The sequence below is a fragment of the Ottowia sp. genome (assembly GCF_035444425.1).
Classification (GTDB): domain Bacteria; phylum Pseudomonadota; class Gammaproteobacteria; order Burkholderiales; family Burkholderiaceae_C; genus Ottowia.
The window spans coordinates 1-20,757 of sequence record NZ_DAOMOQ010000012.1; the positions used below are offsets into that span (position 1 = coordinate 1).

Annotated in this window: 21 protein-coding genes; 10 read left to right on the forward strand and 11 right to left on the reverse strand. The window is 68.6% G+C overall.

Annotated elements, in window-relative coordinates; all coding sequences use genetic code 11:
• Nucleotides 1-232 precede the first annotated feature (232 nt).
• From phbB to maiA, 5 genes are all read right to left on the reverse strand, one after another.
• Nucleotides 233-970, reverse strand: coding sequence for an acetoacetyl-CoA reductase (gene phbB, locus PK606_RS06665; RefSeq protein ID WP_324561994.1), 738 nt, complete (start codon nt 968-970; stop codon nt 233-235).
• Between the two features lie 163 nt (nt 971-1,133).
• Nucleotides 1,134-2,315 carry an acetyl-CoA C-acetyltransferase gene (locus PK606_RS06670; RefSeq protein WP_324561996.1) on the reverse strand — a complete coding sequence of 394 codons (1,182 nt, stop codon included), beginning with the start codon at nt 2,313-2,315 and terminating at the stop codon, nt 1,134-1,136.
• 105 nt (nt 2,316-2,420) lie between these two features.
• The gene (gene phaC / locus PK606_RS06675) at nt 2,421-4,106 is read right to left on the reverse strand and encodes a class I poly(R)-hydroxyalkanoic acid synthase (protein WP_502920794.1); all 1,686 of its coding nucleotides are present in this window, start codon (nt 4,104-4,106) and stop codon (nt 2,421-2,423) included.
• 245 nt (nt 4,107-4,351) lie between these two features.
• Nucleotides 4,352-5,131: a peptidoglycan editing factor PgeF gene (pgeF, locus tag PK606_RS06680; protein WP_324561998.1), complete on the reverse strand. Its 780-nt coding sequence runs from the start codon at nt 5,129-5,131 to the stop codon at nt 4,352-4,354.
• Entirely contained in the window at nt 5,131-5,769 is a 639-nt protein-coding gene (maiA, locus tag PK606_RS06685) for a maleylacetoacetate isomerase (protein WP_324562000.1), read from the reverse strand. Before maiA ends, pgeF begins: the two co-directional genes overlap by 1 nt.
• Nucleotides 5,770-5,801: 32 nt before the next feature.
• Here maiA and PK606_RS06690 point away from each other — a divergent pair, with 32 nt between their 5' ends.
• Nucleotides 5,802-6,107, forward strand: coding sequence for an antibiotic biosynthesis monooxygenase family protein (locus PK606_RS06690; protein WP_324562002.1), 306 nt, complete (start codon nt 5,802-5,804; stop codon nt 6,105-6,107).
• A 45-nt stretch (nt 6,108-6,152) separates the two neighbouring features.
• On the opposite strand, the gene PK606_RS06695 is transcribed toward PK606_RS06690, so the two are convergent.
• Nucleotides 6,153-6,809 (reverse strand): YiaD family glycine zipper/OmpA-like lipoprotein, encoded by a 657-nt coding sequence (locus tag PK606_RS06695; RefSeq protein ID WP_324562004.1) that lies wholly within the window; start codon nt 6,807-6,809, stop codon nt 6,153-6,155.
• A gap of 340 nt (nt 6,810-7,149) precedes the next feature.
• Between PK606_RS06695 and PK606_RS06700 the strand changes: the two genes are divergently transcribed.
• The 4 genes from PK606_RS06700 to PK606_RS06715 are packed head-to-tail and all read left to right on the forward strand — an operon-like array spanning nt 7,150 to nt 10,042.
• Nucleotides 7,150-7,698: an NUDIX hydrolase gene (locus PK606_RS06700; protein ID WP_324562007.1), complete on the forward strand. Its 549-nt coding sequence runs from the start codon at nt 7,150-7,152 to the stop codon at nt 7,696-7,698.
• A gap of 15 nt (nt 7,699-7,713) precedes the next feature.
• Nucleotides 7,714-8,475, forward strand: a complete 762-nt coding sequence (gene aat, locus PK606_RS06705) for a leucyl/phenylalanyl-tRNA--protein transferase (protein ID WP_324562009.1) — start codon at nt 7,714-7,716, stop codon at nt 8,473-8,475.
• Complete coding sequence (locus PK606_RS06710) at nt 8,472-9,230, forward strand: arginyltransferase (protein WP_324562012.1); 759 nt, start codon at nt 8,472-8,474, stop codon at nt 9,228-9,230. The genes aat and PK606_RS06710 overlap by 4 nt, the downstream gene beginning before the upstream one ends.
• A gap of 29 nt (nt 9,231-9,259) precedes the next feature.
• A complete protein-coding gene (locus PK606_RS06715; RefSeq protein ID WP_324562014.1) occupies nt 9,260-10,042 on the forward strand; it encodes an IclR family transcriptional regulator in 783 nt (260 codons plus the stop codon).
• A gap of 104 nt (nt 10,043-10,146) precedes the next feature.
• Here the strand turns inward: PK606_RS06715 and PK606_RS06720 are convergent, their stop codons facing one another.
• Complete coding sequence (locus tag PK606_RS06720) at nt 10,147-10,881, reverse strand: ankyrin repeat domain-containing protein (protein WP_324562015.1); 735 nt, start codon at nt 10,879-10,881, stop codon at nt 10,147-10,149.
• Between the two features lie 153 nt (nt 10,882-11,034).
• On the opposite strand from PK606_RS06720, the gene PK606_RS06725 reads away from it, so the two are divergent.
• From PK606_RS06725 to PK606_RS06745, 5 genes are all read left to right on the forward strand, one after another.
• On the forward strand, nt 11,035-11,322 hold the full coding sequence (locus PK606_RS06725; protein ID WP_324562017.1) for a 2TM domain-containing protein: 288 nt from the start codon (nt 11,035-11,037) through the stop codon (nt 11,320-11,322).
• A 74-nt stretch (nt 11,323-11,396) separates the two neighbouring features.
• Nucleotides 11,397-12,464 carry a sensor histidine kinase gene (locus tag PK606_RS06730; RefSeq protein WP_324562019.1) on the forward strand — a complete coding sequence of 356 codons (1,068 nt, stop codon included), beginning with the start codon at nt 11,397-11,399 and terminating at the stop codon, nt 12,462-12,464.
• Nucleotides 12,461-14,029 carry a phytoene desaturase family protein gene (locus tag PK606_RS06735; RefSeq protein WP_324562021.1) on the forward strand — a complete coding sequence of 523 codons (1,569 nt, stop codon included), beginning with the start codon at nt 12,461-12,463 and terminating at the stop codon, nt 14,027-14,029. The genes PK606_RS06730 and PK606_RS06735 overlap by 4 nt, the downstream gene beginning before the upstream one ends.
• Before the next feature lie 59 nt (nt 14,030-14,088).
• Entirely contained in the window at nt 14,089-14,607 is a 519-nt protein-coding gene (locus PK606_RS06740; protein WP_324562023.1) for a retropepsin-like aspartic protease family protein, read from the forward strand.
• A 7-nt stretch (nt 14,608-14,614) separates the two neighbouring features.
• Nucleotides 14,615-15,454 carry a LytR/AlgR family response regulator transcription factor gene (locus PK606_RS06745; RefSeq protein WP_324562025.1) on the forward strand — a complete coding sequence of 280 codons (840 nt, stop codon included), beginning with the start codon at nt 14,615-14,617 and terminating at the stop codon, nt 15,452-15,454.
• A gap of 47 nt (nt 15,455-15,501) precedes the next feature.
• Here the strand turns inward: PK606_RS06745 and PK606_RS06750 are convergent, their stop codons facing one another.
• The 4 genes from PK606_RS06750 to ilvC form a co-directional block, all read right to left on the reverse strand.
• Nucleotides 15,502-16,713, reverse strand: a complete 1,212-nt coding sequence (locus tag PK606_RS06750) for a serine hydrolase (RefSeq protein ID WP_502920795.1) — start codon at nt 16,711-16,713, stop codon at nt 15,502-15,504.
• A 157-nt stretch (nt 16,714-16,870) separates the two neighbouring features.
• Complete coding sequence (locus PK606_RS06755; protein ID WP_324562030.1) at nt 16,871-18,409, reverse strand: 2-isopropylmalate synthase; 1,539 nt, start codon at nt 18,407-18,409, stop codon at nt 16,871-16,873.
• Between the two features lie 238 nt (nt 18,410-18,647).
• A complete protein-coding gene (gene pssA / locus PK606_RS06760; RefSeq protein WP_324562033.1) occupies nt 18,648-19,508 on the reverse strand; it encodes a CDP-diacylglycerol--serine O-phosphatidyltransferase in 861 nt (286 codons plus the stop codon).
• 176 nt (nt 19,509-19,684) lie between these two features.
• Nucleotides 19,685-20,701 (reverse strand): ketol-acid reductoisomerase, encoded by a 1,017-nt coding sequence (ilvC, locus tag PK606_RS06765; protein ID WP_324562036.1) that lies wholly within the window; start codon nt 20,699-20,701, stop codon nt 19,685-19,687.
• Between the last annotated feature and the right edge of the window lie 56 nt (nt 20,702-20,757).

Genomic DNA, 20,757 nt, shown 5'->3' on the forward strand with positions numbered 1-20,757 from the left:
AGAAGCGCCTGATGACCTGGCAGCCCAAGGCCGGCGAAACGGAAAAGCTGTGAACAGCGTCAGGCTTTGCAGGTATTGCCGAGCCCGGCCCGGACACTGCAGGTGCATGACGCGGCGGTAGGGAATCAACCACGCCGATCCCCGTGGGGCCGGCAACGGCTTGCACTGGCTTGGCCGCGAGCCACGAAAAACCCCGCCGAAGCGGGGTGTGGTGGTCAGCGTGCAGCGCCGGTCAGCTCATGTACAGGCCGCCGTTGCAGGAGAAGTTGGCCCCGGTGGTGAAGCCGGAGTCATCGCCCGCCAGCCAGGTCACGATGGAGCCGATTTCCTCCGGCGTGCCGAGGCGCTTGATCGGGATGGTGGCGACGATCTTCTCCAGCACATCGGGGCGGATCGCCTTGACCATGTCGGTGCCGATGTAGCCCGGGCTCACGGTGTTCACCGTCACGCCCTTGGTCGCCAGTTCCTGCGCCAGCGCCATGCTGAAACCGTGCATGCCGGCCTTGGCAGCCGAATAGTTGGTCTGCCCGGCCTGGCCCTTCTCGCCGTTGACCGAGCTGATCTGGATGATGCGGCCCCAGCCGCGGTCGACCATGTCCGGCACCACCTGCTTGGTGACGTTGAACATGCTGTTGAGGTTGGTGTCGATCACCGCGTCCCAGTCCTCGCGCGTCATCTTGACGAACATGCGGTCGCGCGTGATGCCGGCGTTGTTGACCAGCACGTCGATCGGGCCGTGCTCGGCCTTGGCCTTGGCGAAGGCGTCGGTGGTTGACTGCCAGTCGCTCACGTTGCCGACGCTGGCGTAGAAGGTATAGCCCAGCGCCTTCTGCTCATCGAGCCATTTCTGGAAATCGCGGGTCGGACCGCAACCGGCGATGACCTTGAAGCCCGCCTGGTGCAGGCGCTGGCAGATCGCGGTGCCGATGCCACCCATGCCGCCGGTGACGTACGCTACTTTCTGACTCATGTGCTGTCTCCTCTCTGGACTATGAAATAGATAGCTGTCAACGCATGTTCGGCGGCGACAGAACTTGAATCTACATTAAATCGCTGCGCTTCGGCAGGCCGGCATGCGAGGGTTTGCGCGCATGCCGGCCGGACGGGAATGTGCTTCGTCCGGATCAGCGCGTTCAGACGCGCTCCAGCGCCATGGCCACGCCCATGCCGCCGCCGATGCACAGCGCGGCCAGGCCCTTCTTGGCGCCGCTGCGCTGCATTTCGTGCAGCAGGCTGACCAGGATGCGGCAGCCGGAGGCGCCGATCGGGTGGCCGATGGCGATCGCGCCGCCGTTGACGTTGACCTTGGCCGCGTCGATGCCCAGCAGCTTGTTGACCGCGCAGGCCTGGGCCGCGAAGGCTTCGTTGAGCTCGAACAGGTCGACGTCGCCCACGGCCCAGCCGGCGCGCTTGAGCGCCTTCTGCGTCGCCGGCACCGGACCCAGGCCCATGGTGGCCGGATCGAGGCCGGCGGTGGCGTAGCCGGCGATGCGCGCCAGCGGCTTGAGGCCCAACTCGGCGGCCTTCTTGGCCGACATGACGACCACGGCGGCGGCACCGTCGTTGATGCCGCTGGCGTTGCCGGCGGTCACGCTGCCGTCCTTCTTGAAGGCCGGGCGCAGGCCGCCCAACGCGTCCAGCGTGGTCTTGGTGTTGATGTACTCGTCGCTGTCGAAGACGACCGGATCGCCCTTGCGCTGCGGGATGCTGACCGGCGTGATCTCGTCCTTGAACTTGCCGGCGGCCTGCGCGGCGGCGGCCTTCTTCTGGCTGTTAATGGCCAGTTCGTCCTGCTGCTCGCGCGTGATGCCTTCCTGCGCCGCCACGTTCTCGGCCGTGATGCCCATGTGGTACTGGTTGTACACGTCCCACAGGCCGTCGACGATCATCGAGTCGACCATCTTCCAGTCGCCCATGCGCTGGCCGTCGCGGCTGCCCTGCAGCACGTGCGGGCTGGCGCTCATGTTCTCCTGGCCGCCGGCGACCACGATCTCGCTGTCGCCGGTCGCCACGGCCTGCGCCGCCAGCATCACGGCCTTCAGGCCGGAGCCGCAGACGGCATTGATGGTCATGGCCGGCGTTTCCTTGGCGATGCCGGCCTTCATCATGGCCTGGCGTGCCGGGTTCTGGCCCACGCCAGCAGCCAGCACCTGGCCCATGATGACTTCGCCCACCTGGTCGAGACCGACCTTGGCGCGCTCCAGCGCAGCCTTGATGGCGATGCTGCCCAATTCGGTCGCCGGCACCTTGGCCAGCGAGCCGCCGAACTTGCCGACCGCGGTGCGGGCGGCGGAAACGATGACGATGTCTTCCATTTGCTTGCTCCTGTTTGAATCGAATCCTGAAGGTCGCGCGGAAAGCGTTCCGGTGCTCCGCGTCGGGCCCTACTTTATTTCACGCCGAGCACCCGGTCGCGAACCTCATCCCGCCTTGGCCTTGACGTAGCGCCCGGGCGCCGGCTCGATGGCCTTGTATTGCGCGCCCTTGCCGTAGCTCTTCGGCGCAGCGACTTCCTTGCCGGCATGGCTCTTGAGCCAGCTGGCCCAGTCTTCCCACCAGCTGCCGGGCGTCTCGGTGGCGCCGGCGATCCAGTCGTCGACGTTCTCTGGGAACTCGGTGTCGTCGCCGACCCAGTGGCTGCGCTTGCCTGCAGCCGGCGGGTTGATGACGCCGGCGATGTGGCCCGACGCACCCATCATGAAGCGCTTCTTGCCCGGCAGCACCTGGGTACTGGCGTAGGCGCCGCCGATCGGCACGATGTGGTCCTCGCGCGAGCCGTAGATGTAGACCGGGATGTCGAGCTTGCGCAGGTCGATCTTCTCGCCGCAGACAGTGAGCTTGCCCGGTTTAATCAGGTTGTTCTCGAGGTAGGTGTTGCGCAGGTACCAGGCGTAGAACGGACCCGGCAGGTTGGTCGAGTCGCTGTTCCAGTACAGCAGGTCGAACGGCGGCGGGGTCTCGCCCTTGAGGTAGTTGCCGACCACGTAGTTCCAGACCAGGTCGTTCGGGCGCAGGAAGCTGAAGGTGCTGGCCAGGTCCTGCCCCTTCAGCATGCCGCCGGAGCCCATCTGCATCTCGCGGTAGCGCACCATCTGCTCGTCGATGAAGACGTCGAGGATGCCGGTGTCGGTGAAGTCGACCAGCGTGGTCAGCAGCGTCAGCGCCGAGACCGGCTTCTCGCCGCGCGCCGCCAGCACCGCCAGCGCGGTGGTCAGGATGGTGCCGCCGACGCAAAAGCCCAGCGCGTTGATCTGCTTGGCGCCGGTGATGTCCTGCACACGCTTGACGGCCTCGATGGCGGCGTGCTCGATGTAGTCGTCCCAAGTGGCCTTCTCGAGCGAGGCGTCGGGGTTGCGCCAGCTGACGACGAAGGTGCGGTGGCCCTGGCTGACGGCGTAGCGGATGAAGGAGTTGGCCGGCTGCAGGTCGAGGATGTAGAACTTGTTGATGCACGGCGGCACCAGCAGGAACGGCTTCTCATGCACCTTGGCGGTCAGCGGCTTGTATTCGATGAGCTGGAAAAAAGCGTTCTCGAACACCACCGCACCCTCGGTGGTGGCCACGTTCTTGCCGACCTCGAACACCGATTCGTCGGTCATCGACATGTGGCCCTGCTTGGCGTCCTGCAGCATGTTGGCCACGCCCTTGGCCAGGCTGGCGCCGTGGGTGTCGATGGCCTTTTTCTGCGCCTCGGCGTTGAAGGCGAGGAAGTTGCTCGGCGCCGCCGCCGCCATCCACTGCTCGACCGCGAAGCGTATGCGGTTCTTGGTCTTGGCATCGCCCTCGGCGGCCTCCGCCATGGCCATCAGGGTGCGCGCATTCAGCAGGTACACGGCGGCGGTGAACGAGGCCAGCGGGTTCTGCGCCCAGGCCGAACCGCGGAAGCGCCGGTCCTTCAGCGTCGGGTTGGCCTGCAGGCTCTGGTTCCACAGCTCGGTGGCGTCCCTGACGTAGTCCTGCTGCAGCCTCAGCAGCGCCTCGGGCGAAAAACGCAGCGGCGGCGTGTCAATCGGCGGCGCCTGCAGGCCGCTGGCACCGATGTCCATGTTCTGGAACTGCTGGAACGCCTTCATCCAAGTTTCGGAGAAACCCTTCTCCAGCGGCATGGTGATCGCGTTGGGCATGGTGGCCACCATCTGCTGCCACAGGTTCGAAGTCTGCTCAGGGGTCACGTCATCTCCTTGCTTCATTGTGCTGGTCAACGCCAGTTCGTCATGCACCGTCACAGTATGCGCGATTCAAGTGACATCGCGCTGACACAGAACGTCAGTCAATATACGCCGAGTAGCGCCGCCTGCCGCCCGCGGCGCGCTTACGCCATGCAGGCGGCAGGGTACTGCGCGCCGCGCGCTCAGGCCAGCCAGATGCAGGCCGCCATGCGGCCGGTGCCGCCGAGCACGGCGTGGTCGCGCCGATGCGAGTAGTAGCGCCCGGCCCGCCCGACCGTGCACCAGTCGGGGCCACCGTCGTTGCCATGCAACTCGTGCAGCCCCAGCGCACCGAGCCGGCGTCGTGCCAGCGCCGGCAGGTCGGCCAGGTACTTGCCCGCGTGATGCGGCCGGAAGCACCCGTGCGCACCGGCGTCGTGGCGCACGAAGGCTTCTCGCACTTCGGGTCCGACCTCGAAGGCGTCGGGACCGATGCACGGGCCCAGCCAGGCCAGCCATTCGGCGCCCGGCGCCAGTTCGCGCAGCCGCGCCACGGTCTGCTCCAGCACGCCGCCGGCGAGGCCGCGCCAGCCGGCATGCGCGGCAGCCACCACGGTGCCGGCCGCATCGGCGAGCAGAACCGGCAGGCAGTCGGCCACCAGCACGGTGCAGGCCAGACCGGCCCGCGTGCTCAGCGCGGCATCGGCGGTGACGCCATCGGGTGTCGCCGCCTGCAGTTCGGCGACCTGCACGCCATGCACCTGGTCCAGGAACACCGGGCGCGCGCCGATGCCGGCCTGCAGGCGCACCCGGTTGGCGCCAACCGCCTGCGGCGCGTCGCCGACATGGCCGCCGAGGTTGAAGAATTCATACGGCGCCGACGACGCGCCGTCGGCGGCGCTGCGGCCACGCGTGGTGAACCAGGCGTGCACGTTCGGCGGTGCCGGCCAGTCAGGCCGAAAGCCGTGCTCGACGAACCCCATCAGGCCTCGAAATCGGGGCAGGCCGACGGCTGCGCGCGCTGGAACGCGGGCAGCTTCATGCAGGCCTCGAACACCGCCATGGTGCGCGGCAGGCCGCTCAGGTCGCAGTCGAAGCGCTGGGCGTTGAAGATCTGCGGCACCAGGCAGCAGTCGGCCAGCGTCGGCGCATCGCCATGGCTGTATGTGGCGGGTTGCGCCGCCAGTTGCGCTTCGTAGGACTCCAGGCCCAGGCGCACCCAGTGCCTGTACCAGGCGTTCTTGGCCTCGTCGCCGACTTTCAGCTCGTGCACCAGGTACTTGAGCACCCGCAGGTTGTTGAGCGGGTGGATCTCGCAGGCCACGATCTGCGCCAGCGCCCGCACGCGCGCGCGACCCGCTGCATCGGCCAGCAGCAGCGCAGGCTGCGGATGGGTTTCATCCAGGTACTCGATGATCGCCATCGACTGGGTCAGGCGGCGGCCGTCGTCGAGTTCCAGCAGCGGCACCAGCCCTTCGGCCGTCAGCGCGGTGAATTCCGGCTGCTTCTGCTCCCCCTTGGCCAGGTGGACGGCGCGGTACTCGTAGGCCAGACCCTTCAGCTCGAGCGCGATACGAACCCGGAACGAGGCCGAGGAACGGAAGTAGTTGTAGAGTTTCATGGTCTGAAGAATACACGCCGAGAGGGTTCACCATGATTCTGGAAATCGCCGACTTCCGCATCCTGCCTGGTCAGCAGGACGCATTTGAAATCGCCATCAGGAAGGGCATGGCCGAGGTGCTGTCGCACGCCCATGGCTTTCGGGGCGCGACGCTGTACCACGGCATCGAGTCGCCCGAGCGCTACGTGCTGCAGGTGCAGTGGGCCACGCTGGAAGACCATACCGAGGGTTTTCGCGGCTCGCCGCTGTTCACCGAGTGGCGCGGGCTGATCGGCGCGTTCTTCGCCGGCGCGCCCCAGGTCGAGCATTTCAGGTCACCACCACTGGCGATCGCATGAGAAAGGGCCCCGTCGGGGCCCTTTCTCAGTGATCACGCACGGAAATCAGCGCGCGGCCTGCACCGCGCGCTCGGCCAGGAAGATCTCGACGCGGCGGTTGGCGGCGCGGCCATCCGCCGTGGCGTTGCTGGCAATCGGCTCACGCGAACCGCGGCCCTCGGTGCGGATCATGCGCGTGTCGGCGCCGCGCGTGGCCAGGTAGTCGCGCACGCTGTTGGCGCGCGCCACCGACAGCGGGTTGTTGATGGCGTCGGTGCCGGTCGAATCGGTGTGGCCGACGATGAACACCTCGGTGTTGGGCTGCTGGCCCAGGCCCTGCGCGAACTGATCCAGGATCGGGCGCAGGTTGGGCTTGATGTCGGAGCGCCCGGTATCGAAGGACACGCCCTCCGGAATGTTCAGCTTGAGCCGGTTGTCCTGGGTCTGCGTCACCTCGACGCCGGTGCCCGCGGTGGCCTGCTGCATCTGGGTGCGCTTGTTGTCCATGTACTTGGACCAGACATAGCCGCCCAGCGCGCCCACGCCGGCACCGATGGCGGCACCCTTGCCGTCGCCGATCAGGCCGCCCGCCGCCGCGCCGACGCCGGCACCGATGGCGGTGTTGCGCTGGGTCTCGGTCATGTTGGCGCAGCCGGTCATGATCATGGCGGCGGCGGCCGTGGCCAGCACCAGGCCGCGGGTGGGAGAAATGATGCGCTTCATGGAAGGTCCTTTCTATCTGTGAATCTGATGCCCGAACCTGCTTCGGATCCGGATCGATGGCCCGCGGCGCACCCATGCGCCATGGCCTGAAGCCCCAGCAATTGGAAGCCGTGCCCGTCCGTGGCAGTGTAGGACGAGGGCGCATGGCGCGGTCAGGGGGCGTCAGAACGGGACGATCCGTGACCAATTCCACTGCCGGTACAAAGCGTTACCGGCATTCGCTGGACGCGCGGGGCGCTGGCCCGGCGCGGGCCCGTATCCGGGTCCGCCCGGCAGTTGCCCGCAGACGCCCGCGCACAGCCATGGTGAGGGCACCGGCGTCGCCGCTACACTGCGCTGCATGGTCCCCCGAAGCGTCAAGCATTGCCGCAACTGCGGCGTCGCCGTCGAGCACCGGGTGCCCGACGACGGCGACACGCGCGAGCGCGCCATCTGCCCGGCCTGCGGCACCATCCACTACCTCAACCCGCTGCTGGTGGTGGGCACGGTGCCCTACCTGGACGACAAGGTGCTGCTGTGCAAGCGCGCGATCGAGCCGCGCTGGGGCAAGTGGACGCTGCCGGCCGGTTTCATGGAAATGGGCGAGACCGTGTCCGAGGGCGCGGCGCGCGAAACTGACGAGGAAGCCGGCGCGCAGATCGAGATGGGTCCGTTCTTCAGTTTCATGAGCATCCCCAGCATCGGCCAGGTGCACGTGTTCTTTCTCGCGCGCCTGCTCAGCGAGCGCTTCGACCCCGGCGTGGAAACCGCCGAGGCCCGGCTGTTTACCGAAGCCGAGGTGCCCTGGGAGGAACTGGCCTTCACGGCGGTGCGCGAAACGCTGCGCCGCTTCTTCGACGACCAGCGGCGCGGCGCCTACGGCGTGCACGACGTCGACATCCGCCGCTGAATCGACGGGCCCTGGATGAACCGCCGACCGGCGCTGGCACTGCTGCAACCGGGCGACGCGTTTCCGCCGCTGTCGCAGGCCTGGCCGCAGCGCTCGCCGGCGCCGGGTCTGCTCGCGGTCGGCGGCGTGCTCGACGTGCCGACGCTGGTGGCCGCCTACTCGGCCACCATCTTTCCCTGGTTCAGTGAAGGCGAGCCACTGCTGTGGTGGAGCCCCGATCCACGCATGGTGCTCGACGTCAGGCGCTTTCGCCTGCACCGCTCGCTGCGCCGGCAGATCCAGCGCTTTCGCGCCTCGAGCGCCTGCGAGATCCGCATCGACTCGGCGTTCGACCAGGTCATCGCGGCCTGCGCCCAGGTGCGCCGCAGCGGGCAGACGGGCACCTGGATCGGCCCCGAGATGCAGGCCGCCTACCGGGCGCTGCACCGCGCCGGCCATGCGCACAGCGTCGAGACCTGGGTTGACGGGCGTCTGGTCGCCGGCCTGTACTGCGTGTCGATCGGCCGCGCGGTGTTCGGCGAATCGATGTTCACCGAGGTCAGCGACGGCTCCAAGATCGCGCTCGCCGCACTGGTCGGCTTCAGCCGGCACCACGCACTGCCGCTGATCGACTGCCAGCAGGTCACCGCGCACCTGGCCTTCATGGGTGCGCAGGAAATGGCACGCGACGCGTTCGCCGCCGAGGTCGCCGAGCTGGTGCCGCAGCCGGCGCCACGCTGGCAGTTCGAGCCCGTATACTGGGACGAAGTCCTGACTCCCCATCCGACCGACCGGTGACGCACCTCAAGGATCTTCCGCCCCAGACCCTGCAGTTCTATGCCACGGCGCCGTACCCGTGCAGCTACCTGCCGGGCCGCCAGGCGCGCTCCCAGGTCGCCACGCCAAGCCACCTGATCGATGGCGACGCCTATTCGAACCTGGTGCTGAACGGCTTCCGCCGCAGCGGCATGTTCACCTACCGGCCGTACTGCGACGGCTGCAACGCCTGCGTGCCGGTGCGCGTGCAGACATGGCAGTTCCGGCCCGACCGCAGCCAGCGGCGCGCCCGCAAGCGCCATGGCGACCTGGTGGCGCGCGTGCTCAAGCTGCGCTACGTGCCCGAGCACTACCAGCTCTACCTGCGCTACCAGACCGGCCGCCACACCGGCGGCGGCATGGACCAGGACAGCGTCGACCAGTACACGCAGTTCCTGCTGCAAAGCCATGTCAACTCGCGCCTGATCGAGTTCCGCGATCCGGCGCCGGAAGGCCAGCTGGGGACGCTGCGCATCGTCTCGATCGTCGACCTGCTGAACGACGGCCTGTCGGCGGTCTACACCTTCTTCGACCCCGAGCCGCAGGCCAGCTACGGCACCTACAGCGTGCTATGGCAGATCGAGCAGGCCGCCAAGCTGGGCCTGCCCTACCTGTACCTCGGCTACTGGATCGAGGGCAGCGCCAAGATGGCCTACAAGGCGCGCTTCAAACCCTCCGAGCGCCTGATCGGCGGCCGCTGGCAGGCCGCCGATGCACCCCCGCTCGGCGCCGCCTGACCGCGCGGCCCGCCCTGTCTTCATCAGTCATGCGCAAACCCCTGCGGGACACCCACCAGACACCGACGATCCAGGTGATCGAGCGCATGTTCGCGCTGATCGACGTGCTGGCCTCGCGCGACGAGCCGATGTCGCTCAAGGACATCAGCCAGCTGACCGGCCTGCACCCGTCCACCACGCACCGCATCCTGAACGACCTGGCGGTGGGCCGCTTCGTCGACCGGCCCGAGGCCGGCAGCTACCGCCTGGGCATGCGCCTGCTGGAGCTGGGCAATCTGGTCAAGGGGCGCCTGAGCGTGCGCGACGCCGCGCTGGAGCCGATGCGCGAGCTGCACCGGCTGATCCAGCAGCCGGTCAACCTGAGCGTGCGCCAGGGCGACGAGATCGTCTACATCGAGCGCAGCTACAGCGAGCGCTCCGGCATGCAGGTGGTGCGCGCCATCGGCGGCCGTGCGCCGCTGCACCTGACCTCGATCGGCAAGCTGTTCCTGGCCAACGACGACCTGCCGCGCGTGCGCGCCTACGCCACCCGCACCGGCCTGGCCGGCCAGACCCGCAACAGCATCACGCAGCTGCCGATGCTTGAGCGCGAACTGGTGCACGCACGCCAGTCGGGCATCGCCTACGACAACGAAGAGCTGGAACTGGGCGTGCGCTGCATGGCCGCCGGCATCTACGACGACCAGGGCAAGCTGGTGGCGGGGCTGTCGATCTCCTCGCCGGCCGACCGCCTGGACGACGGCTGGCTGCCCAAGCTGCAGCAGACCGCGCAGCAGATCTCGTCCGCGCTGGGCCACCACGCCGACGGCTGAAGCGCGCGGCGGCACACCGCGGACACGCGGCGCACGCAGCGTCTTCGATGGCATCCGCCGGTGATCGCACCGCCCACGCCGTTGCGGGCACCGCCGCGGCCGGATCAACGCGCGCCGGCGGCGCGCAGCAATTGGGCGATCTCGTCGTAGCCGCGCCGCTCGGCGTGCTGCAGCGGCGTGACCCCGTTGCTGTCGGCGAGGTCGGGCTGCGCCTTGCGGCCCAGCAGCAGGCGCACGATCTGCTGGTGCGTCGGCCCGCCATCGCCTAGGATCACGGCCTCCAGCAGCGCGGTCCAGCCGAGGCGATTGACGTGGTCGACGTTGATCCGGGTGGCCAGCAGCAGCCGCACCGTTTCGAGGTGACCGTGGTGGCAGGCCGGGATCAGCGCCGTGCCGCCGTAGCGGTTGGTGCTGGCCAGGTCGGCGCCGGTCCGCAGCGTCGCGCGCACGATCTCGGTGTAGCCGCGCGCGCTGGCCAGCAGGAAGGCACTGTCCTGCTGCCGATCCCTGGCGTTGACGTCGGCGCCGCGCTCGATCAGCAACAGCACCACCGGCAGCTGCGCGCGATCGGTCGCCAGCAGCAGCGGCGTGCGGTCGTCGGCATCGCGCGACTCGATCGGCACGCCGGCATCCAGTGCGCGCCGCACCGCGTCCAGATCACCATCGCGCGCCGCGTGCAGCAGCGTGCCGGCGCGCGGATCCGGCCCGGTCTGGGCGGCCACGCGCAACGCCGGTACGGCCACGCCGACCCAGGCCAGCGCACGCAGCAGACGCCGGCGCGGCAGCGCACCGGGTACGCGGACCGCTTGTCGCTGGCTCTGGACTTCATCGAACGACATGGCGCGATTATGAAAGCCGCGGGCTCGCCCTGCAGGCTGCGCCCGCTGGCTGCATTCCGCGCCGCCGCCATGGCGTTTCGTCGCCAACCGCTGGCGCCGCCGCGACCGCGCGCCGAGAATGCGCTCCGACCGATTGCCACGAAGGAGCACTCAGTGACCCCGCTTCCCGCCATGAACGACCAGCAGCTCGAGCGCCTGGCCCGCAAGCGCGCCGGCGCCAAGCTGGGTTGGCTGATGCATGCGCTGGTCTACGCCTGCGTCAATGCCGGGCTCGCCTGGCTGGCCTGGCGCAGCGGGCGCGACTGGCACCTCTACCCCCTGGCCGGCTGGGGCCTGGGCCTGGCGATCCACGGCCTGGCGGTGTGGCTGGGCACCGGTGGCACCGGCGTGTACGAGTGCCTACTGCAGGCCGAGCGCGAGCGTCTGAGGCAGCGCCGCTGATGCCGGCGGCAGCGCCTGGGCTGCGCACCCTCCATGACGCGCTGCCCGACACGATATGCTCCCGAACCGACGGCATGCCCACCACGATGCCAACCCACGACACCCTACGCCGCGCCCTGCAGGTGCTGGCATTTTGCTGCGTGATCGCGGTGTTCACGACCATGATCTGGCCGGACACCGGCTACGCCAGGCAGCTGGTGTACTCGGTCGCGATCGGCATGCCCACCTGGGCGGTGATCGAGTTCGGGCGTTTCCTGCTGCCGGCAGGCGATGGCGCTGGTGATGCCGACAGCAGCCGCGACGGCTGGCCGAAAGGCTGGCGCGGCGTGGTGCTGACGGCGCTCGGCATCGCGGTGGGTTTCTTCGGCGGCACCCGGCTGGCAGCACTGCTGCTCGGCCAGACGGCCAGCCACCCGCGGCGCGACCTGCTGCTGACCCTGCTGATCACGATGGCGGCCGGTGTCGTGGCCAGCTTCTATTTCCATGTGCGCGGCCGGCAGGCGGCGCTGCAGGCCGCGATCGCCGCCGCCGAACGCGACGCCAGCCAGGCGCGGCTGAAACTGCTGCAAAGCCAACTCGAGCCGCACATGCTGTTCAACACGCTGGCCAACCTGCGCGCGCTGATCGGCGTCGATGCGGCCGCCGCCCAGCAGATGCTGGACCGGCTCGATGGCTACCTGCGCGCCACGCTGAGCGCCAGCCGTGCCAGCACGCACCCGCTGTCGGCCGAGTTCGAACGCCTGCACGACTACCTGGAGCTGATGGCGATCCGCATGGGCCCGCGCCTGCAATACCGGCTCGAGCTGCCCGAGGCGCTGCGTGAGCTGCCGGTGCCGCCGCTGCTGCTGCAGCCGCTGGTCGAGAACGCCATCCGGCACGGGCTGGAGCCGCAGCTGCACGGTGGCCGCATCGACGTGCACGCGGCGCGCGAAGGCGGCGTGCTGCGGCTGACGGTATGCGACACCGGCGGTGGTTTCGAGGCCGGCGAACCGACGGCACGCGACGGCCACTTCGGGCTGGCGCAGGTCACCGAACGCGTGTTGTCGGCCTACGGTGGGCGCGGCCACGTCGATGTGCAATCGCAACCGGGGGCCGGCACCACCGTGCGCATCACCCTGCCCTTTCCAGGAGATCCCCCATGAGCTGGGACACCGTCGTCATTGGCTCCGGCATCGGCGGCCTGAGCGCGGCGGCCGCGCTGGCGCATGCCGGCCTGCGCGTGCTGGTGCTGGAGCAGCACGACATCCTGGGCGGCATGACGCAGACCTTCACGCGCCAGGGCTACTCGTTCGGCACCGGCCTGCACTACCTGACCGGCGTGACGGCGCTGGACGGCGGACGCGGTCGCTTCGCCCGGCTGCTGAACACCATCGGCGACGGCACGCTGCGCTTTCAGCCGCTGCCTCGACAGTTCGACCTGGTGCGGCTGATTGACACGGACGGCAGCGAGACGCGCTTTGCCTACGGCGCGCCCGACGGCGACAACTGGGCGCGGCTGAAGGCGATGTTTCCACAGGAAGCCACCGCCATCGACACCTACGCCGGTCGCTACGAACAGGCGCGCCGCAGCATCCTCACCATGATGGCCATGCACGGCGTGCCCCGGCCCGCGGCCACGCTGATGCGCTGGCTGCTGGGCGCACGGCTGCGCCGCCGCGCCGAGCTGACGCTGGCCGAGGCGCTGGCCGCGGTGCGCGATCCGGCGCTGCGCACCCTCCTCGGCGCGCGCGGCGGCGACTACGGCCTGCCACCCTCGCAGGCGCCGCTGGTGCTGCACGCACTGGTGATGGGCAGCTACGCGGAAGGCGGCGCCGGCTACCCCATCGGCGGTCCAGCGCGGCTGGCTGAAAGCCTGGCGGCGCGGGTCCGGGCGGCTGGCGGCGAGCTGCGCACCGGCGCGCGGGTGACACGCATCCTGCTCGAAGACGGCCGCGCCGTCGGCGTGCGGCTGGCCGATGGCGGCGAGCAACGTGCCGACCAGATCATCTCCGCCATGGGCGCGCTCAACACCCTGCAGGCGCTGCCGGACGGCACCCTGCCCGACTGGCAGCACAGCATCCAGCGGTACCCGCCCAGCACTTCCTACATGACGCTGTACCTGGGTTTCGACGCCGCGGCCGACGCCCTGCGGGCGCTCGGCTTCGATGGCGCCAACCACTGGATCTACGATGGCCGCGCCATCCACGGCGCACCCGATCCGGAGGCGCTGATCTGGCGCAACCCCACCGACACCGACGCCGGCGCGCTGTACGTCTCGTTCAGCGGCCTGAACGACCCCGCGCACGCGCACGCCCCCACCGCAGAAGTGCTGGCGCTGTGCGACTGGGATATCTTCGCCGCCTGGCAGGATTCGCGCCGCGGTCGCCGGCCGGACGCCTACGAGGCCACCAAGGGCTGGATCGAGGATCGGCTGCTGAGCCAGTTCAAGCGCCTGTTCCCGGCACTGGCGCACCGCATCGCCTACCACGAGCTGTCGACACCGCTGTCGCAGGCCGCCTACGCGCTGGCCCCCGAAGGCGCGATGTACGGTCTGGCGACCACGCCCGGGCGCCTGCTGGATCCGGCCCTGCACGTGAAGACACCGGTGCCCGGCCTGCTGCTGGCAGGGCAGGACGTGGCCTCGCTCGGCATCGAGGGCGCAGCCATGAGCGGACTGATGGCGGCCGCCACGCTGAAACCTGTGCTGTGGAAGCTGATGCAGTCGTGAGGCGGCCGCCACGCTGCGCCGCCCTGCGGCCATCGACCAGCCGGGCATACTCGGCTTCGATGGCACCCGAGACCCGCAGCCCCGCCAGCACCCTGCGCCGCAGCACCGCGGCGCTGGTGGCATTCTGGCTGCTGCTGGCCGGCGCGCTGTACGCGGGCTTCAACTGGTATGAGCAGCGCCAGCGCTCCGCGCTTGAGCCGTACACGCAAGCAGGCGGCGAGGTGGTGATCCCGCGCCAGCGCGACGGCCACTTCTACCTGCGCGGCGAGATCAACCACCAGCCGGTCCGCTTCCTGGTCGACACCGGCGCCAGCGCCGTCGCCATCAGCGCGGCGCTGGCACGCGCCGCGCAGCTGCCCGAAGGCCGCCGCATCACCGTCAGCACCGCCAACGGTCCGCGCGCGGCACGCCTGGTGCATGGTGTCCCGGTGAAGGCCGGGCCGCTGGTGCACAACGACACCACCGTCACCATCGGGATCGACATCGGCACAGACGACGGCGCGCTGCTGGGCCAGTCCTTTCTGCGCCATTTCGACGTGCAGATCCTGAGCGACCGCATGGTGCTGCGGCCGCGCTGATGTCGCCATGCCCACCGCGCTGATCGCCGAGGACGAGCCGCTGCTGGCGGCCGCGCTGCAGGCCGAGCTCGCGCGTGCCTGGCCCGAGCTGGTCATCGTCGCCACCGTGGGCGACGGCGCCAGTGCGGTCGGGCAGGCGCTGCGGCTCAAGCCCGACGTGCTGTTCTTCGACATCCGCATGCCGGGCATGGGCGGGCTGGACGCCGCCGCCGAACTGGCCGACGCCTGGGACAGCGCGGGCACCGAGCCGTTCCCGGCGCTGGTGTTCGTCACCGCCTACGACCAGTACGCGGTGCAGGCCTTCGAGACCCAGGCGCTCGACTACGTGCTGAAACCCGTGCAGCCCGCGCGCCTGCGGAAGACGGTGCAGAAGCTGCACACGGCGCTCGAGCAGCGCGTGCCGAGCAGCGCCCGGCCGATGGCGGCAGACCAGCACGATCTGCAGGCCACCGCCGACCGCTTGCGTCAGCTCTTCGCGACGCTGCAGCCCGGCCCCGCACCCAGGCCGGCGCCGCTGCGCCAGCTGCAGGTCGGCGTGCCCGGCACCGACGGCAGCCTGGTGCGCATGGTGCCGCTGGCTGATGTGCTGTACCTGCAGGCCGCCGACAAGTACGTGCGCGTGGTCACCGCGCAAGGCGAACACCTCTTGCGCACGCCGCTGAAGGACCTGCTGCCGCGCCTGGAGCCGAGCGAGTTCTGGCAGGTCCACCGCTCCACCGTGGTGCGCGCCGACGCCATCGAGGCGGTACGGCGCGACGAATCCGGCAAGCTGCATCTGACCCTGCGCGGACACCCAGACCGTCTGCCGGTAAGCCGGCTCTACGCGCACGGGTTCAAGGCGCAGTAGCCCGACCAGGGAAAGGCAAAGACGCCCAAACGGCGTTGCCGAGGGGATCAGCTGGCGAATGCGCCGGTCGCGGCCATGACCTCGGCCGGGCGCTGCGTTTCCACCCAGCGGCGCACGCGCTCGGCATCGCCCAGTCGGCTGCCGCGACCGCTGGAGTCGAGGAACACCATGATCAGCTTGCGGCCCGCCACCCGCGCCTGCATCACCAGGCACTGGCCGGCCTCGGAGATGTACCCGGTCTTCTGCAGGCCGATCTGCCACTCGGGGTTGTGCACCAGGCGGTTGGTGTTGTTGTACTGCAGCATGCGCTCGCCCAGCGCCACTTCGTAACCGTGCGAGGTGGTCAGCTGGCGCAGCAGCCGGTCGTCCGCCGCCGCGGCCACCAGCGTGGCCAGGTCGTGCGCGCTGGAACGGTTGCCGCTCGACAGGCCAGTCGGCTCCACGTAGCGCGTGTCCTTCATGCCCAGCCGGGCGGCACGCGCGTTCATCAGGGCGACGAAGCGGTCCATGCCGCCGGGATAGGTACGGCCGAGCGCGTGCGCGGCACGGTTCTCGCTCGACATCAGCGCCAGGTGCATCAACTCGCCGCGCGACAGCGTGGTGCCGACGCTGAGGCGCGAGCGGCTGCCCTTCTCGGTGTCGATGTCGGCCTCGGTGATGGTGATCATCTCGTCCAGCGGCAGGCGCGCGTCCGACACGATCAGGCCGGTCATCAGCTTGGTCAGCGAGGCGATCGGCAGCACCGCATGGTCGTTCTTGCTCAGCAGCACCTCGTGCGTGTCCTGATCGACCACCAGCGCCACGCTCGACTTCAGGTCCAGCGGGTCATTGACCGCGTGCAGGCCGGCCATCTGGCCGAACGACAGGCGCGCCGGGCGCGCTTCCGGTGTTGCCTGCTGCAGCGACAGGCGCGTCTCGCGCGCGGCCACGCGGCCGCTGCGCTGGGCGACCGTGGCGCTGGCCCGCGACCCCCGTTTGGCGGCCGCCTGTCGGGCGCTGCCTTTGGCATTGCGGGCCACGGCGGTGCGCTGTGCCTTGGTGGCGCCCGCCTTGGCCGGCGCCGGGCGCGCCGACGTCCTGGCGGTCCGGCCGTTCTTCGCCGCAGGTGCCTTGGCTGCCGCCTTCTGGCTGGCCTTGGGCGCCTGCTTGGCGGCCGCCTTGGTCGCCGCAGGTTTCTTCTTGGCCGGCGCAGCCAAGGCCGGCGACAGCGTCGACAAACCGAACACGATGCCAGCCGACAGGATGCCCAGTGCCTTCATCCAGCCCGAAAACCGCTTGCCGAATGCCCCAGTTGCCATCATCGTTCCCCAAACCTACTGCGAATGAAGCGGGAGTGTACTGAAATGGAAAAAGAGACGCAATATCATCGACTTGCGTCTCTTTCTTCAACTGTTTAAAGATACATCAGGGTAAACCCTAGAATTGTGCGGCAACCCGATCAGATTTATCGTGTAACTTGTTGAGGGCATTGATATATGCCTTGGCGGATGCAACCACGATATCGGGATCGGCGCCGACGCCATTGACCACCCGGCCCGAGTTCTGCAGGCGCACCGTAACCTCGCCCTGGCTCTCGGTCGAGCCGCTGATGGCGTTGACCGAATACAGGATCATCTCGGCGCCGCTGTTGACCTGCGACTCGATCGCCTTCAGCGAGGCATCGACCGGCCCGTTGCCGTCCGATTCGCCATGCACCTCCTGCCCGTCGACGGTGAGCACGATCTTCGCATGCGGCATCTCGCCGGTTTCGCTGTGCTGGGCCAGCGAGATGAAGCCGTACTGCTCCTTCTCGGCGGTGACGCTCTCGTCGCTAACCAGCGCCAGGATGTCCTCGTCGAAGATCTCGCTCTTGCGGTCGGCCAGGTCCTTGAAGCGGGCAAACGCGGCCATGATCTCGCCTTCGGATTCGAGCATCACGCCAAGCTCCTGCAGGCGTTGCTTGAAGGCATTGCGGCCGGAGAGCTTGCCAAGCACGATCTTGTTGGCGCTCCAGCCGACGTCCTCAGCGCGCATGATCTCGTAGGTGTCGCGCGCCTTCAGCACGCCGTCCTGGTGGATGCCGCTGGCGTGCGCGAAAGCATTGGCGCCGACCACTGCCTTGTTGGGCTGCACCACGAAGCCGGTAGTGTGGCTGACCATCTTGCTGGCCGGCACGATCTGGGTGGTATCGATGTCGACCTCGAGGCCGAAGTAGTCCTTGCGGGTCTTCACCGCCATCACGATCTCTTCCAGCGAGCAGTTGCCGGCGCGCTCGCCGAGGCCGTTGATGGTGCACTCGACCTGGCGCGCGCCGCCGATCTTGACGCCCGCCAGGCTGTTGGCCACCGCCATGCCGAGGTCGTTGTGGCAGTGCACCGACCAGATCGCCTGGTCGCTGTTCGGCACCTTCTCGCGCAGCGTGCGGATGAACTCGCCGTACAGCTCGGGAATCGCGTAGCCCACGGTGTCGGGAATGTTGATGGTGGTGGCGCCCTCCTTGATCACCGCCTCGCAGATGCGCGCCAGGAAGTCGATGTCGCTGCGGTAGCCGTCCTCTGCGCTGAACTCGATGTCGCCCATGAGGTTGCGCGCGAAGCGCACCGCCAGCTTGGCCTGCTCGAACACCTCGTCGGGTGTCATGCGCAGCTTCTTCTCCATGTGCAGCGGGCTGGTGGCGATGAAGGTGTGGATGCGCCCGCTCGCGGCGCCTTTCAGCGCCTCCGCCGCGCGCGCGATGTCGCGGTCGTTCGCGCGCGAGAGCGAGCACACGGTCGATTCCTTGATGGTGTTGGCGATCGCCTGCACGCATTCGAAGTCGCCGTTGGAGCTGGCCGCGAAGCCGGCCTCGATCACGTTCACCCGCAGGCGCTCGAGCTGGCGCGCGATACGCAGCTTCTCGTCGCGCGTCATGCTGGCGCCGGGCGACTGCTCGCCGTCACGCAAGGTGGTGTCGAAAATGATGAGCTTGTCGGTCATGGAACTCTCCAGGAAAACAATGGGGCAGCAACCCGCAGGCAAGAACGTTCAACAACGAAAAAGGCCCGCTGCGGGTGCAAACGGGCCTTTACAGGAAAAAGTCGCGCGCGCTACTGTCCCCGCCCGTTCGGCGTTGCCAGTAGTAGAGCCAGCGGCTTGTTCATAAGAAGGTGAATGTAGCACATGAGCAAGCTATCGTGCGCACTGGGGATTTCACGGATGCCATCATCCGCCAGGCTCAATCCTGGTGCAGGCCGCGTTCGTCCGGCTCGTCGGTCGATGTGCTGACAATGCTGACCGGTTCGCCCTTGGCGCGGCGCCAGGCGTAGATCACGTAGCCCGACAGCGCATAGCCGAAGAACAGCACGAACAGCATGGTGGCCGGCTCGATGCTGATCACCGCCAGCAGCAGGGCCAGCAGCACCAGCACCACGAACGGCACGCTGCGCCGGCCGCCGAAATCCTTGAAGCTGTAGTACGGCGTGTTGGTCACCATGGTCAGGCCGGCGAACAGCGTGATGGCGAACATGATCCAGGACAGGTCGGCGCGCGCGATCGGCTCGCCGCCGAACACCGAGATCAGCGCCTTGAACAGCGGCACCTCGCGGTGCGCGACCAGCATGGCGCTGGTCAGCCAGATGAAGCCTGCCACCAGCGCCGCGGCGGCGGGCGACGGCAGGCCCTGGAAGAAGCGCTTGTCGACCACCGAGGTGTTGACGTTGAAGCGCGCGAGCCGCAATGCCGCACAGGCGCAGTAGACGAAGGCGGCGATCCAGCCCCAGCGCCCGAGCGGGCGCAGCGCCCATTCGTAGGCCAGCAGCGCCGGCGCGGCGCCGAAGCTGACCATGTCGGCGAGCGAATCCATCTGCTCACCGAACGCGCTTTGCGTTCCGGTCATGCGCGCCACGCGGCCGTCCAGGCTGTCGAGCACCATGGCGGCGAAGATGCCGGTGGTGGCCAGGTCGAAGCGCCCGTTCATCGCCATCACGATGCCGTAGAAACCACCGAACAGCGCCGCCAGCGTGAACAGGTTGGGCAGCACGTAGATGCCCTTGCGGCGCTTGCGCGGGATGACGACGTCGTCGGGATCGTTGACCATGGCTTCAAGGATACTGCAGCGCGGGTGTCGTCGATGGCGCGCAAGACACTGAGCGCCCAAAGAAAAACGCCCGGCGCGCAGCGCGGGCGTGTTCGCGGGCACGCGTGACACTGGCTTGGCCAGGCCACTGCGTGCGCCCCCTCGAGGGGGAGGCGCGCCAGCGCCTCGGGGCTGGGTCAGTTCTTGGACTTGTCGACCAGCTTGTTGGCCTTGATCCAGGGCATCATGGCACGCAGCTTCTCGCCCACCAGCTCGATCTCGCTCTCGGCGTTCAGGCGGCGGCGGCTCTGCAGCGTCGGCGCGCCGGCCAGGTTCTCGGCGATGAAGCTCTTGGCGTACTCGCCGGTCTGGATGTCCTTGAGCGCCTGGCGCATGGCCTTCCTGGTTTCGTCGGTGACGATGCGCGGGCCGGTCACGTACTCGCCGTACTCGGCGTTGTTGCTGATCGAGTAGTTCATGTTGGCGATGCCGCCTTCGTAGATCAGGTCGACGATCAGCTTGAGCTCGTGCAGGCACTCGAAGTAGGCCATCTCGGGCGCGTAGCCGGCCTCGACCAGGGTCTCGAAGCCGGCCTTGATCAGCTCGACGGTGCCGCCGCACAGCACGGCCTGCTCGCCGAACAGGTCGGTCTCGGTCTCCTCGCGGAAGTTGGTCTCGATGATGCCGGCCTTGCCGCCGCCGTTGGCCATGGCATACGACAGCGCCAGGTCGCGCGCCTTGCCGCTCTTGTCCTGGTGCACCGCCACCAGGTGCGGCACGCCGCCGCCCTGCGTGTAGGTGTTGCGCACGGTGTGGCCGGGCGCCTTGGGCGCGACCATCCAGACGTCGAGGTCATCGCGCGGCACGACCTGGCCGTAGTGCACGTTGAAGCCGTGCGCGAACGCCAGCGAGGCGCCCTGCTTGATGTTGGGCTCGACGTCGTCGCGGTACACCTTGGCGATCTGCTCGTCGGGCAGCAGGATCATCACCACGTCGGCCGATTTCACCGCCTCGGCCACCTCGGCCACCTTCAGGCCGGCCTTCTCGACCTTGGGCCAGCTGGCACCGCCCTTGCGCAGGCCGACCACGACCTTGACGCCGGAGTCGTTGAGGTTCTGCGCGTGCGCATGGCCCTGCGAGCCATAGCCGATGATGGCGACGGTCTTGCCCTTGATCAGGCTCAGGTCGCAGTCCTTGTCGTAGAACACTTTCATGCTTTTCTCTCTTCAGTTGATTCGATAACCCGTTCGCCCTGAGCCTGTCGAAGGGC